The sequence below is a fragment of the Streptomyces recifensis genome, from assembly GCF_002154615.1.
Lineage (GTDB): Bacteria > Actinomycetota > Actinomycetes > Streptomycetales > Streptomycetaceae > Streptomyces > Streptomyces griseoluteus.
Window position 1 is genome coordinate 1 of record NZ_MUNH01000349.1, and the last position, 13,930, is coordinate 13,930.

Here is a 13,930-nt window from a genome sequence, read left to right on the forward strand (position 1 = left end):
CTGTGCGAGAGTCCAGCCGTCGACGAGTTCCATGACGAGGTAGAACTGGTCATGGTGCGAGCCGAAGTCGTACATGCCCACGACGTTGGGGTGGTTGAGCCGACCCGCGGTCTGTGCCTCCAAGCGGAAGCGCTCGGCCTCCGCGGCCGCCTGCGCGAACAGCAGCTTGATGGCCACGGGGCGTTCCAGGAGCTGGTCGGCGGCCCGCCACACCTCCCCCATCGCCCCGCCCCCCAGTCGTTCCTGCAACTGATAGCGGTTGGCCAGCAGATCCTGCATACACACCCCGATCACCACAACGCTTGCACTTCCACGGCCCCGCCCCCCACAGTGGCCGCAGGTGCCCGGCCGGCCGGTACTGCGGCCGAGCGCGTCGGCCCTCGACAGCCCCCCGCGCGTCACAGTCCCGCCCAGCGGTGCCGCGTGCCGGACGATTTGGACAGGGTGAGCAAGGGCAGGCCCGGTTACAGGGGAACCCAGGCCTGCCCCAGAGGCGCCCGTATGACTCCCCCCGGAGGCTGGGCACCCCATGACCCCGCCCAGGGGTCACTTCGATCAGCGTGCGACCCGACAGGAGTGTCACAGGGGGACGGAGATGATCGCGAGACCAGCACCTTTATGAAGATGCACGCCGACGACCATCACGACTTGATCACCCATCACACACGCTGACTCGCGCTCCTTCGACATAGCCTCGTCACCGACCGCTGGTGCCGTGGAGCTGTTACGGAGAGTCAGACCTTCGGGACCATGCGATGGCGGTCGGGGTGGGCGCGAAGCTGCGGTGAGGCGAGTTCCAGTGCCCGGCGCTCATGTGGTTCAGCCTTTATCAACGCGGGCTTCACGGTCCTGAGCAGCGGACGACTCGCCAGACCGCTCTCCGACGTGGACACCTCGGTGCTGACGCAGGGCGAGTGGCGTGAGATCCGCTTCCACGGCATCCCCCCGTTGGGCGGAGTTCTTCAACGCGTGGGACTGACATAACATCAGGAGACGGCGTAAATGGCCCCTGCCTCATGTGCGCCGTCCCGTCGCTACAGGGGGCGCTGGCCGGCGACGGCGCCGCCTGGGTCGTCCAGCAGGGCGACGCGGGCGGTGATGCGTTTGCCGACCGGCTCCCGCTGTGCTTCGAAGCTCTGGCAGACGGCCATGACGATCTCCAGGCCGTGCTGGCCCACCCGGCCGACGTCCGCGGCGCGGGCGACGGGCAGCACCGGGTCGGAGTCCCACACCGCGACCTCGACCGTGTCGTCGGCGATCCGCACATTGAGCAGCACCGGGCCGGGAGCGTACTTGATGGCGTTGGTGACCAGCTCGCTGACCACCAGCTGGGTCACATGCATCGCACGTTGCGAGACGGGAATCCCGTGGTCGGCCTGTACGCGGGCCAGGAAGTCGGCGGCCAGATCACGGGCCTGGGCAATGACCGCGCCGTCTCCGTCCAGGGCCACGGCGGCCTGCAGGGCCCGCACTCCAGGCATCGTGTCGTTCTCGCCCACAGGCACTGCTTCCATCGCGGCCACCTTCGATACCCCGTCCACCTTCGCGCGCTTGCCCGCGCCCGTGAATGTGACACACGATCTCCTTTTGTTGTCTGCGTCTCATCCGGGCATCGCCCGACACATCCGGGACAGCGGATTCCGGATGAAGACCTGGCTGTGCCAGGATCACCGACATGGCTGAGGAAGAAGTGGCGGACATCAAGAAGGCTGTGCAGCCGGAGCAGCTGTCCATCGTGGCCACCACCACCGATGGCATCCACGTCCTGACCGTGGCCGGAGAGATCGACCATCACACCGGTGACACGCTCACCCAGGCCCTGGACCTCACCGGCGCGCCCCGCCCCCGCGTAGTCGTGGACCTGCACCAAGTGGCCTTCATGGACTCCACGGGCATCAACATCCTCATCGCCGCCCACCGCGCCCTCACCGAGGTCGGCGGCTGGCTCCGCCTGGCAGGCCCGGCAGGTGGGGTGCTGCGCACCCTGCAACTCGTCGGCCTCGACACCATTATCGACTGCCACGAAGCCCTCGACCGAGCGCTGGCCGACTGACCCCCCGAACGACGGCCGCGGTCGGGGTACACGCCGGCGGCCAGGAGCAGGAGGCGTCGCGGCTGCTGGCGCAGACTCGTCACGGTCGTCCGGCCGTCGGCTCCGTCGGGGGCGGCAGAGCCGAAGAGCAGGTGGTGGCCAGCGACGTCCATGAAGAGCGTATGGCGCAGGTCCCACGTCAAGTCGGTGACGTGAGCTGGCAGAGTTTCGGCGGCGGCGCCCAGTGAGGGAAGGGCGTCGTGATCCATGTCGCCGCGCGGTGTGATGGGTGTGGACGTACTGCTCATGACGGTGGTGATGTTCATGCTGGGCGCCCCCTTAAGGGGGTTGATAGCCCAAAAGGCGCAGTCCTCCGAGGGTCCACGACAGTGGCAGGGGCCGAGTGTTCGGGATGGGGGCAACGCCCGGCTCCCCCGAAAGACCGGCACCTCGAGGAACCGCCCGGTCCCGTTGTCTGCCCACCGTCGCACTGTCCCTACCCCGACCGCGACTGCCTCGGGGAGCGAGTTCTCCAACTCCGGTTGTTGCGGGCGGCTAACGAGGAGATCCAACGAAAAGCAGCCACGCTCGATCCGGACGCGAGAGCACGCTTTCTCACCGCGGTCGCCGTCAACCGGGCGGTAGCGGAAGACCTGGCCGCGCACCAGCTCGAAGGGCAACCCACCGGCCCGAACGACGCTGCCCCTGACTGAGGCCGGTTTCAAGAATCGGCCTTCAGGGGGCGACTTCGGTATGAACACCGGCATCGACGACGCGGCCGGCATCGCCTGGCGGCCAGCCGCCCGAAGTCAAGGCCGCGGCGGCTGGGCTGCCCGCGCGCGCAGCAGGTTCTGTTTTGGGATTCCGCGCTCCTCCCACTGGTCGATGCCCGGGATACATCCGGCACCTCGGATGCAGGCGTCTCCTTGCCTGCGGCGGACTGATCAACTTCAGCGTCAGTGACACCACCAACAACATCGGCACCTCCGCGTACAAGGCCTCGCGCGCAGTGGCAGAGGCCTCCCGCGGGCATCAGTTGGTGCCGCAATGCTTGAGAGTGGCCGCCGCGCCACTCCCATCACGGCGTGCCCGGTTCCTGCCGACGGTCATGCCTAGGGCGCCTCGTCCGCCGACAGGGCGGCGAGGGCTGCGTCCAGGTCGGGGAAAACAGGGAGCGCGGCCCCGCTCACCTCGACCATCAGTCGCATCAGACGGTCGGCTCCGACGAGGCCGACGCGGCGGTGCAGCCGAAGCGCGATCAGGTGGTTCAGCAGCGCCGTGTTGGCGAAGGCGACCTGACCCAGGTCGAAGACCACGGGCGCGACGCTGCACTGCAGCAACTCGTAGGTGACCCGTTCGACGACGTGGATGGAGTGAGCGTCGAAGTCGCCCCACAGCCTGATGACCCACAAGGTCTTCGCGGGGGCCGCGAGTGCACGCGCCGCATGACTGGAAGCCCACACCGGATGCACGCTCCTCCTTCTTCTTCCAGGTCCCAGGACAATGGTTGTCACTAGACAATCATGCCCAGCGCGTCACGCGACGAACGAAGGTCGCCACCGGGCATAGGCCGGCGCCGATGGACGTGCCTGAGCCACGTATCCGCATAGCCTTCGTCGCGGAAACTCCGCAGTCTTCGGAACGCTGAGCTGCGGTCCTGGCCCGCCAGGTCTAGGGCGAGGCGTCAAGCCGCAGTAGGGATGGCCACCGGCTCAGGGACCGGCTCCACAGCCGCGTACACCCAGCTCCCAGCCGGCCCGGGGGGCGACGCACAGAACGAAGAACAACGTCGCCTCGCCCGATGTCGGCATACGAGCCGCCCGTCCACTCCGGGCGCGTTCCGTAGCGGCACCAGCACGGGAGGAATACTGGCGCGGTTCATGTGGCAGCAGAGAGTCACCAGGGTTCAGGGGGGAGCAAAACTTGCGTCCATCTCATGGACCGACGTAGTCACAGACATGTACCGGTGCTACAAATGCCGCATGTCGGACCAATTCTCCCGACTCAGGCGTGTGGCACGGCATGCCGTGGTCGGCCTGAGCCCGCGCAGCGTCGCCGGGCAGGTACTCCTGGTGCAGGTGGTACTGGTGGTCCTGCTCGTCGTCTGCGGCGTCATCGCTCTCGTCCTGCAGTCGGAACACGACAGCAGCGTGGAGGCCAAGCGACGGTCCATAGCCGTGGCGCAGACCTTCGCGCACTCCCCCGGGCTCGTGCAGGCGCTGCACTCCCCCGACCCGTCGAAGGAACTACAGCCGCTCACCGAGGCAGGCCGCAAGACCGCGGGCGTCGACTTCATCGTGGTCATGGACACCAAGGGCATCCGCTACACGCACCCCATTCCGAGCAAGATCGGCCAGCGGTTCGTGGGGAGGATCGGTCCGTCGCTGGCCGGGAAGGTCTACACGGAGAGCGTCCACGGCCCGCTCGGCAACGAGGTGCAGACGACCGTCCCCGTCGACGACGCCAACGGCCGGGTGATCGCCCTGGTCTCCGCGGGGCTGAAGGTGAGAAACGTGACCAGCCAGGTGGACCGGCAGCTGCCGATCATCCTGGCCGCCGGCGCCGGGGCACTCGTGGTGTCGACCGGCGGTACCGCCCTGGTGGGCAGGAGGCTGCGACGCCAGACCCACAGCCTGGCCCCCGACGAGATGACGCGGATGTATGAGCACCACGACACCGTGCTGCACTCGGTGCGGGAGGGGGTGCTCATCGTAGGTGACGACGGGCGGCTGCTGCTCGCCAACGACGAGGCACGGCGCCTGCTGGAGCTGCCCGCCGAAGTCGAAGGGCACGACGTGCGGGAGCTGTCGGTCCTCGACCCCGCCACGGTGGAGCTGTTCGTCTCCGGGCGCGAGGCCAGCGACGAGGTGCACTTCGCCGGGGGACGGCTGCTGGCGGTGAACCAGCGGCCCACGGACGGCGCCGGCGGGACTGGGGGGACGGTGGTGACGTTGCGCGACTCCACCGAGCTGCAGGCGGTGTCCGGGCGGGCGGACGTCATCCGGGAGCGGCTGGAGCTGCTGTACGACGCGGGCCTCGGCATCGGCACCACCCTCGACGTGGTCCGCACGGCCGGCGAGCTGGCGCAGGTCGCCGTGCCGCGGTTCGCCGACTTCGTCACCGTGGACCTGGCCGACGCCGTGCTGCAGGGCGAGGAACCGCTGCCCACCGCGACGGAGGTGCGGCGCGTCGCCGTCAGCGGCATCCAGGACGACCATCCGCTGTACGAACAGGGCCGGCTGATCGACTTCCTGCCGTCCACACCGCAGGCGCGCGGCTACGGCTCCGGCCGCTCGGAGCTGGTGCCCGACCTGTCGACCGCGGAGGGCTGGCTGGTCCAGGACCCGGACCGGACCCGGCGGGTCCTGGACTACGGCATCCACTCGATGATCGCCGCCCCGATCCAGGCCCGTGGTGTGTTGCTGGGCATGGCCAACTTCTGGCGCTCCAAACGGGAACCCTTCGACGAGGAGGAGCTGTCCCTGGCGGAGGAGCTGGTGGCCCGGGCCGCGGTCAGCATTGACAACGCCCGCCGGTACACCCGCGAGCACACGCTGGCGGTCACTCTTCAACGCAGGCTGCTGCCCCAGGTCCTGCCCGAGCAGAGCGCCCTCGACGTCTGCTACCGCTATCTGCCCGCCCAGTCGGGCGTGAGCGGTGACTGGTTCGACGTGATCCCGCTGCCCGGCAGCCGGGTGGCGCTGTCCGTCGGCGACGTCGTCGGTCACGGTCTGCACGCGGCGGCGACGATGGGGCGACTGCGGACGGCGGTGCAGAACTTCTCCGCTCTGGACCTGCCGCCGGACGAGCTGCTCAGCCATCTGGACGAGCTGGTCGGCCGCATCGACCAGGACGAGGCCTGCCCGGAGACAGCCGAGGAGATCGTGGGCGCCACGTGTCTGTACGCGATCTACGACCCAGTGACGCGCCGTTGCGTCATGGCCCGGGCCGGGCATCTGGTGCCCGCGCTCGTCGCGCCGGACGGCGGTGTCGCCTTCCTCGACGTCCCGGCCGGGCCGCCGTTGGGCGTCGGCGGTCTGCCGTTCCAGACGGCCGAGCTGGAGCTGGCCGAGGGCAGCCAGCTCGTGCTGTACACCGACGGCCTCATCGAGGACCGCGCACGGGACCTGGACGAGGGCATGGAGCTGCTGCGTCTGGCCCTGGCCGGACACCCCGACCGGACGCCGGAGGAGAGCTGTCAGGCGGTGCTGGACGAGTTGCTGCCCGAGCGTCCCAAGGACGACATCGCGCTGCTCATCGCGCGCACCCGCGCCCTGCCGGCCGAGCGAGTGGCCGACTGGGACGTGCCGCGGGACCCGGCGGCCGTGTCGGGCATGCGTCTGGCCGTGTCCGACACACTCGAGGAGTGGGGCCTGTCCGAGCTGGGCTTCGGCATGGAACTCGTCCTCAGCGAGCTGATCACCAACGCCATCCGCTACGGCTCCGATCCGATCCATGTGCGGCTGATCCACGACCGCACGCTGATCTGCGAGGTGGCCGACGGCAGCAGCACCTCGCCGCATCTGCGGTACGCCGCGACGACCGACGAGGGCGGCCGGGGCCTGTTCCTGATCTCCCAGCTCGCCGAGCGCTGGGGCACCCGGTACACCCCGCATGGCAAGGTGATCTGGGCCGAGCTGGCGATCCCGGACCTGGACGCGCTCCTGACGGAGTGAGCGAGTGCGCACCGGCCGCAGTGGCGCCTGACCGCAGCAGACCGCGTGACGGGTGCTGTCAGGAATGCACGGGAGGCCGCGACAGCTCAGCAGGCACAGATGAGGATCAGCAGGCGTCAGGTCATTCCACACGCCGAAGCTCTCCGGCCGCCTCGGGGGCCGGAATCGCCCACGACCCAGCGCGGGCAGCCGTGTGGCCGCCGCGGCCGCCCGCGGCGGCAGTTACGCCCCGAAGGCGGATGTGCCTCGCCGCTGGGGCAGGGTGCTGCCGGTCTACTTCTCGCCGTACTCGCCGTACTCCGGCCTGGGCGAGTGGCCCTTCTGGTGCCCTCCGTTGACGCAAACGTTGCCGAAGGCGGGGTTGAGCGCGCCGATGACATTGACGGTGTTGCCGCAGATGTTGATCGGGACATCCACCGGGATCTGGACCACATTGCCCGACAGCACACCGGGAGAGTTCACCGCGACGCCGTGTGCATCGCTGTCCGCAAAGGCACCACCGGCACCACCCAGCATCAGCATGCCTGCAGCGGCCGCCAGACCTGTTCCTCGCATCACCAAACGAATCGAGCGCATGCGGCGCGTCCTTTCTCGCGTCTTCGCGGCATATGCCGCCTGCACAGCAGCTTGCCGTCCCGCCCGGCCGCAGCCGGGCAGACACGTGCCACACACCCACTAGCAACGGCGCAATCAGCCGATCAGCGCAACACAATTGCCGCGGCCCGAAACTGTGACCAGACAGGGCTACCGCGAGGCCGCGCGAGCCGGGAGCGGAGACGGGCATTGGCCAGCCAGCGAGACCAAGCCTCCAGGTCTACATGCGCCGAAGTGTCCGCCGGCTCAACTCACCGCAGCCGGTACGGGCCGACGGCCTCATACGTGCGAGATCCTGCGCTCACCCGTCGGCGCAGTCCTCGCGGGGCGGATCTCAGAGGGTGACGCCCGCGTCGCGGCCCAGGAGGGCGGCGTGGACCCGGTTGGTGACGCCGAGGCCGGTCAGAATGCGGCTGACGATTGAACGTGCGTGCCGCCCGCTTGGGCGTCTGGAGGCCCCAACATCTGGTGCGGAGGCGGCCTCCCCCTCACCTCGTTCAGCGACTGTGCCCGCATGGCCAGTGACCGGAAACTCTTGGTCGCTGACCATGTGTCACGCAAGAAACCACCACCCCGGCTTCCGGCCGCACCGCCCGGTCCGTGGCGAGCCTAACTTCCAAGTCCGGGGTCGCTCTCGGCGCTCGTGGTAGCGGCCGAAGGCGGGGCTCAACATGGTGATGTGGCCAACTGCGGCTCTCAACGGCTAACTAGCATGCTGAGTCACAACTGTGACTGAGCACTTCACTTGGCAGATTGAGCGTTTGAGTTGGCAGTGGCCTGAGGGCTGGTCCGCGCAGCACTTAGCCTGCGAGGAGTCGTCGACATTCCGGGAGCGGCCTCATGGAGATCACGTGGCGCCGGATCGAGGAGCAGGACTTCCCGCTGTTGCGGAGGTGGCTCCAGCAGCCCCATGTGCAGCGTTGGTGGAACCACGAGACCACCGTGGAAGCGGTGGCCCGTGACTTCGGTCCCGCCGCCCGAGGTGAGGAGCCCTCGGAGGACCTTCTCGCGTCCCTGGAAGGTCGCCCGGTCGGTCTCGTACAACGTTCACGCCTGTGCGACTACCCCGACTACGCGGCTGCGCTGGAGGCCATCGCCCACGTACCTGGCGGCGCGATGACCATCGACTACCTGATCGGCGATCCGCGCGAAACCGGCCAGGGCATCGGGACAGCGATGCTTCACTCGGTCGTCGTGCGCACCTGGGTCGAACACCCGGCCGCTCCTTGCATTCTCGTCCCGGTGGTGGCAGCCAATCAGCCTTCGTGGCGGGCGCTTGAGCGAGCAGGGCTGCGTCGGATCGGCGTCGGAGACCTGCAGCCGGACAACCCGGTCGATGACCGGACCCACTACCTCTACCGCGTCGATCGGCCGGGGACCGACGGCTGACGGTCTCAACTGACCACCCCGTCCAGCACACCGCCCCAATCCGCTCTACGAGCGCCTGCCCCGTCTTCGGTCGCGACGATTTGCTCCACAGCTGACCTCGTCGCGCTCACCCACCGGTTCGGCGCCCGGCACCGCACCGCCGGCCAGACCTGCCACGGCCTGATCCTCGCCGTCCGGCTCGCCGACCGTTCCACCCTCACGCTTCCGGATGCTGCCCGAGCCGACCGGCCACTCCCCCGCCCTGTGGACCACCTTTTCGGCCGCCCACACACGGAACGCCCGGTCTTCCCGAGGCGGAGGCAAGTGGGGTGCGGTCCGCCGGTTCTACGGCCAGTAGTGGAGCAGCAGGCGCGGAACGCGCCGGGTGAGCCAGGCGGCGGCCAGGCCGATGACGGCGCCGGCGGTGACGTCGCTGGGGTAGTGGGCGCCGCGTTGCACCCGTTCGAGGGCCACCGCCGCGGCGGGGACCGCACACAGGGCGCCGGCCAGCGGCCACGTCGGCGCGACGGCGGCGGTGAACGATCACCGGTCCGCACCCGAGATCGGGTGTGGCTGTCACCCGCCGTCCAGGCGGCGCCGGTCCTGTTCGTCCCACTTACGGGTGTCGCGCGGCTGGGTGTAGGGCTCGGCTTCCGGGGGGTGGCCGCCGGCGATGGCCCGCTGGCGGGCGGCCTCCGCATCGAACTCCAGGCCCAGCAGGATTGCCAGGTTGGTGATCCACAGCCACACCAGGAAGACGATGACGCCCGCCATCGTGCCGTAGGTCTTGTTGTAGGAAGCGAAGTCGGCGACGTAGACCGCGAAGCCGGCGGAGGCGATCATCCAGAGGACCAGAGCGAGGAAACTGCCCGGCGTGACCCAGTTGAAGCCCTTCACCTTCGCGTTCGGGCTCGCCCAGTACAGAATCGCGATCATCAAGGTGACCAAAACGACCAGCACCGGCCACTTCGCGATCGACCACACCATCAGCGCCGTGTCCCCCAGCCCCAGCGCCGTCCCGGCCTGACGGGCCAGGCCTCCGGTGAACACCACGATCACCGCACCGACCACGGCCAGGACCAGAAGCACGACCGTCACGCCCAACCTCACGGGCAGGATCTTCCACACCGGGCGCCCCTCGGGCATGTCGTAGACCGCGTTCGCGGCGCGGATGAACGCCGCCACATACCCGGACGCCGACCACACCGCCAGCACCAGACCCACCAGAGCCAGCAGCGAGCCGATTCCGGCATTGCCCTGCAGCTGCTCCACCGCGCCCGTCAGTATGTCGCGCACCGAGCCGGGAGCGAGCTGTTTGATGTTGTTCAGCACCTTGTCCGTGGTCGACTTGCCGGTGAGGCCGAGCAGGGAGACCAGTGCCAGCAGCGCCGGAAACAGGGCAAGCACCCCGTAATAGGTCAGCGCTGCCGCCCGGTCGGTGAGTTCGTCGTCCTTGAACTCGCGCAGGCTGCCCTTGAGTACGGCACGCCATGACTCCTTCGGCAGCTTCGACGGGCCTTCCGGCTCCCGCCGCTGAACCTCCGGCCCCGGCCCGACTTCGTCCGGTGCTGGCGCCCGGCGGTCGCTGGGGTGGTCTTTTCGCCCAGGAAAGTGCGGCTTCGCCATGGGCGCCGAGTACCCCTGAGACTCACCCACGCCACGGCCCACACGGGGGGAGCCGGCGGTGCCCACCAGAGCTGCCCACTTGCCGTCAGTAACCGATTCCGTATAGTCGCTTCCGACTATTAGGGTTCGGTGATGTAGATGGCGAAGCGGAAGATCTCCAACACGCTGGCGTTGGCCGTGCTGGGCCTGTTGCAAGAACAGCCGAGGCACCCGTACGAGTTGGCGTCCACCCTGCGTGAGCGGCACAAGGACAGCAGCTTCAAAGTCAACTCTGGATCGCTGTACGACACAGTCGAGGCGTTGGTTCGGCACGGCTGGATCGAGCCGGTGGAGACGGCGCGTGACGGCCGGCGACCGGAGCGCACCGTGTACGCGACAACCGAGCTGGGCCGAAGCGAATTCGTTCGCTGGATCGACGAACTGCTCCGCACACCCGTCGCGGAATACCCCAAGTTCATGGCCGCAGTGTCCTACCTGGGCGCACTCGGTCCGGACAGGGCGGCAGAGGCACTGGGCGAACGGGCGGGGCATCTGGCCCAGCGCATCGATGAGACGAACAGGGTGCTGGCCGACACGGTCGGCTCTGGTGCGGTGCCCCGGTTGTTCATGATCGAAGTCGAGTGCGCGCTGCACGCCTGGGAGGCCGAGTTGACCTGGACGCGGCGGACCATCGCCGAGATCCGCGACGGCAGCCTGTTCTGGCCCGAGGTCGAACAAACCGAACAGGGATGGACCTGGTCCGCCCCTTCAGACGGGAAAGGGAGCAGTCGATGACCGACGTGTTGATCGTGGGAGCGGGTCCGGCCGGGCTGTTGCTCGCCAGTGAGCTCCGGCTTGCCGGCGTCGACACCGTCGTTGTCGAACGCCACGCGCAGCGGCCGGACTTCTGCCGGGGCTTCAACCTCAACGCCCGCGCCCTGGACCTGCTGGCGCGGCGCGGTCTTGCTGAGAGGCTTGTCGGGGAGGGCTGGCAAGTGCCCCACGCCGCCTTCTCCGGCCTGCCGGTGACACTCACCCTGGCGGGCACGCATACCGACCATCCGTACTCGCTGGGCATCCCGCAGACCAGGGTCGAGGAAATCCTTGAGGAGCACGCTCTCGGCCGGGGAGCTGACATCCGGCGCGGACACGAACTGCTCGCCTTGGAACAGGATCCCGAATCCGTCACCGCCACTGTCGCCGCCGACGACGGTGAGTATCGCGTCCGGGCCGCGTACCTGGTCGGTTGTGACGGCGGCCGCAGCACCGTCCGTAAACAGGCCGACATCGACTTCCCCGGTACCGAGGCGACCCGTTTCTCCTTGCTCGGCGACGTGGAGCTCGCCGACCCGGAGGCGTTGTCGTTCGGCGTGACCACCGGCCCCGGTGGTTCTGTATTCGTCATACCCCGCCCTGGCTACGTCAGGATCATCACCTCCGACCGGCAACCCCCAGCGGACAAGGACACCCCGGTCACCCTGGACCAGCTCCAAACCGCTGTGGACGACGCGCTCGGCCGCCACGTCGGGCTGCGCGCCGCACGCTGGCTGACCCGGTTCGGCAACGCCGCCCGGCAGGCGGCCGAGTATGTCCGGGGCAGGGTCGTCCTGGCCGGGGACGCCGCGCACATCCACCCGCCGGCCGGGGCGATCGGCGTCAATGTCGCCCTGGACGACGCTTTCAACCTCGGCTGGAAGCTGGCGGCCACCGTCCGCGGCACCGCACCGGCCCATGTGCTCGACAGCTATCACGCCGAACGCCACACCGCTGGTGCGCAGGTGCTGGCCAACACACGGGCCCAGGTGCTGCTCGGCGAGGCCGACGATCGGCTCCGGCCGCTCACCGACCTCCTGACCCGCCTCGCCGACCACCCTTCGGGAAACCGCGCCTTCGCCGAGACCATCACTGGACTGGACACGCGTTACCAGATGTGTCCCGACGCCGACCATCCCTGGCTGGGCCGCCTGGCGCCCAACCTCGCCCTGACCACGGGAGACGGCCGTACGCGCCTGGCCGAGCCGCTCGCCTCGGGACGCGGCCTGCTGCTCGACCTGACCGGAGGAAGCACCATCCTCGCGTCGGCCGCAGGATGGACAGACCGAGTCGACCTCGTCACCGCGGCATGCCCCGACCATCCTGAACTCCATGCCATCCTCCTGCGGCCGGACGGGCACACTGCCTGGCTCCGCACTGCGGATCACGGCCACGCCGACGGGCTTCACCGGGCGCTACAGCACTGGTACGGTCCGGCAGCACCATCCGACGCCGCACCCGCGGAGACATTCCGCTCGTAAGCCAGGTGCTGCCACCCTCGCGTGCGGTGGCGGTCAGAAGGGCGTGGGCGAAGAGTCCTGACCCAGGTCGGCTGCCGATGCGAGGACGTCCCGTCTGAGCCCGGCCGACGCGGCTCGCGTGTCCTGCCCCACCTGTGGCTACTCGTCCTCGCCGTCGTCTGTCTTGTCGTCGCTGTGCGGGATGCGCAGCCGCCGCAGGCCGGGTGGAGGCATACCCGCCCGGGGAGTTGATGTGGTCGTACTGGAGCAGGGAGAGCCGGGCGAGCAGCTCGTCGGTGACGGGGAAGCCGTCGGCTGCCGGCCGCGTCCGGCGCGTCCGGCCCGAACTGCGGGGCGCCTCCCGGGCGTTCGCTCCCTGTGAGGCTCCGGCGACGCCGGGCGGCGTCGGGAATGCCCGGCTGTCAGTAACCGATGGCGGTGGCGCGGGCGCGCTCCTCCCAGGCGGCGATGTCGCCGCGGATGTCGTCGAGGTGTTCGAGCACACCCGTGACCGCGTCCTCGCCCAGGGGCAGCCGCAGCGGGGCGTCGTCCGCGTCCAGGGCGGCGAGGATGAGCGCTGCCGCCTTCGCGGGGTCGCCGGGCTGGGTGCCGTCGCCCCCGGACACCCATGCGCGGCTGCGGGCCACCTTCTCGTACACGCCGCTGTCCGGGCTGGCGCCGGCCCTGCTCGCCGCGAACACCGAGGTCCGGAACGCGCCCGGTTCGACGATCAGCACCCTGATGCCGTACTCGGCGACCTCGTCGGCGAGCGCCTCCGAGAGCCCCTCCAGGGCGAACTTCGCCGCGCTGTACCCGCCGAAGCCCGCAAAGGACGTCTGTCCGCCCATGCTGCTCATCTGCACGATCGCGCCCGAGCGTCGCTCGCGCATGTGCGGCAGGACCGCGCGGACGAGCGCGGCGGGCCCGAGGACGTGCACGTCGAACAGGCGGCGCAGCTCCTGGTCGGTCGTCTCCTCGACGGCGCCGACGTGCGTCCAGCCGGCGTTGTTGACCAGGACGTCGATGTGCCCGTGCCGGGCCACCACATCCCGTACCACCGTCTCGGCCGCGCCCGTGTCGGTGACGTCCAGACGCAGCGCCTCCATCCGGCCGGGCCGGGCGGCCACCAGGTCCTGCAGCGCCTCGGTCCGCCGGGCCGCGCCCACCACGACGTCGCCGGCGGCCAGCGCCGCCTCGCTGATCGCCCGGCCGAAGCCGCTGCTCGCGCCGGTCACCAGCCACACCCTGTCCATGACCACTCCTCGTCTGGCCTCGCTTCGCCGCCGGCCACGCCTCCAGACTCGCGCCGGAACCGGTGACGCGCCCGAGATCCACCGTGTCGGCCGAGGGCCGTGACGGCGGAGCGCCCGGGCGCTGCACGT

Annotated in this window: 12 protein-coding genes; 5 read left to right on the forward strand and 7 right to left on the reverse strand. The window is 69.4% G+C overall.

The window, feature by feature from the left end:
- Positions 1-279: protein kinase domain-containing protein (locus CCN33_RS18710; RefSeq protein WP_244173859.1), on the reverse strand; the 279-nt coding region annotated here is incomplete at its 3' end.
- 755 nt (positions 280-1,034) lie between these two features.
- The gene (locus CCN33_RS18715; RefSeq protein WP_086694727.1) at positions 1,035-1,514 is read right to left on the reverse strand and encodes an ATP-binding protein; all 480 of its coding nucleotides are present in this window, start codon (positions 1,512-1,514) and stop codon (positions 1,035-1,037) included.
- Between the two features lie 161 nt (positions 1,515-1,675).
- Here CCN33_RS18715 and CCN33_RS18720 point away from each other — a divergent pair, with 161 nt between their 5' ends.
- Positions 1,676-2,053, forward strand: coding sequence for an STAS domain-containing protein (locus tag CCN33_RS18720; RefSeq protein WP_086694728.1), 378 nt, complete (start codon positions 1,676-1,678; stop codon positions 2,051-2,053).
- Positions 2,054-3,144: 1,091 nt separating this feature from the next.
- Here the strand turns inward: CCN33_RS18720 and CCN33_RS18730 are convergent.
- Positions 3,145-3,504 carry an STAS domain-containing protein gene (locus CCN33_RS18730; protein ID WP_086694729.1) on the reverse strand — a complete coding sequence of 120 codons (360 nt, stop codon included), beginning with the start codon at positions 3,502-3,504 and terminating at the stop codon, positions 3,145-3,147.
- A gap of 510 nt (positions 3,505-4,014) precedes the next feature.
- Between CCN33_RS18730 and CCN33_RS18735 the strand changes: the two genes are divergently transcribed.
- Positions 4,015-6,708 carry a SpoIIE family protein phosphatase gene (locus CCN33_RS18735; protein ID WP_086694730.1) on the forward strand — a complete coding sequence of 898 codons (2,694 nt, stop codon included), beginning with the start codon at positions 4,015-4,017 and terminating at the stop codon, positions 6,706-6,708.
- A gap of 273 nt (positions 6,709-6,981) precedes the next feature.
- On the opposite strand, the gene CCN33_RS18740 is transcribed toward CCN33_RS18735, so the two are convergent.
- On the reverse strand, positions 6,982-7,284 hold the full coding sequence (locus CCN33_RS18740; protein WP_400904948.1) for a chaplin: 303 nt from the start codon (positions 7,282-7,284) through the stop codon (positions 6,982-6,984).
- 858 nt (positions 7,285-8,142) lie between these two features.
- Between CCN33_RS18740 and CCN33_RS18745 the strand changes: the two genes are divergently transcribed.
- The gene (locus CCN33_RS18745) at positions 8,143-8,691 is read left to right on the forward strand and encodes a GNAT family N-acetyltransferase (RefSeq protein WP_086694732.1); all 549 of its coding nucleotides are present in this window, start codon (positions 8,143-8,145) and stop codon (positions 8,689-8,691) included.
- 324 nt (positions 8,692-9,015) lie between these two features.
- On the opposite strand, the gene CCN33_RS18750 is transcribed toward CCN33_RS18745, so the two are convergent.
- Positions 9,016-9,180, reverse strand: coding sequence for a phosphatase PAP2 family protein (locus CCN33_RS18750; RefSeq protein WP_341866581.1), 165 nt, complete (start codon positions 9,178-9,180; stop codon positions 9,016-9,018).
- Between the two features lie 66 nt (positions 9,181-9,246).
- Positions 9,247-10,296, reverse strand: coding sequence for a YihY/virulence factor BrkB family protein (locus CCN33_RS18755; RefSeq protein ID WP_086694734.1), 1,050 nt, complete (start codon positions 10,294-10,296; stop codon positions 9,247-9,249).
- 138 nt (positions 10,297-10,434) lie between these two features.
- On the opposite strand from CCN33_RS18755, the gene CCN33_RS18760 reads away from it, so the two are divergent.
- Together CCN33_RS18760 and CCN33_RS18765 are read left to right on the forward strand one after the other, a co-directional pair.
- The gene (locus tag CCN33_RS18760; protein ID WP_086694735.1) at positions 10,435-11,070 is read left to right on the forward strand and encodes a PadR family transcriptional regulator; all 636 of its coding nucleotides are present in this window, start codon (positions 10,435-10,437) and stop codon (positions 11,068-11,070) included.
- Positions 11,067-12,569, forward strand: a complete 1,503-nt coding sequence (locus tag CCN33_RS18765; protein WP_086694736.1) for an FAD-dependent monooxygenase — start codon at positions 11,067-11,069, stop codon at positions 12,567-12,569. The genes CCN33_RS18760 and CCN33_RS18765 overlap by 4 nt, the downstream gene beginning before the upstream one ends.
- Before the next feature lie 401 nt (positions 12,570-12,970).
- Here the strand turns inward: CCN33_RS18765 and CCN33_RS18770 are convergent, their stop codons facing one another.
- On the reverse strand, positions 12,971-13,801 hold the full coding sequence (locus CCN33_RS18770) for an oxidoreductase (protein WP_086694737.1): 831 nt from the start codon (positions 13,799-13,801) through the stop codon (positions 12,971-12,973).
- Positions 13,802-13,930 lie beyond the last annotated feature (129 nt).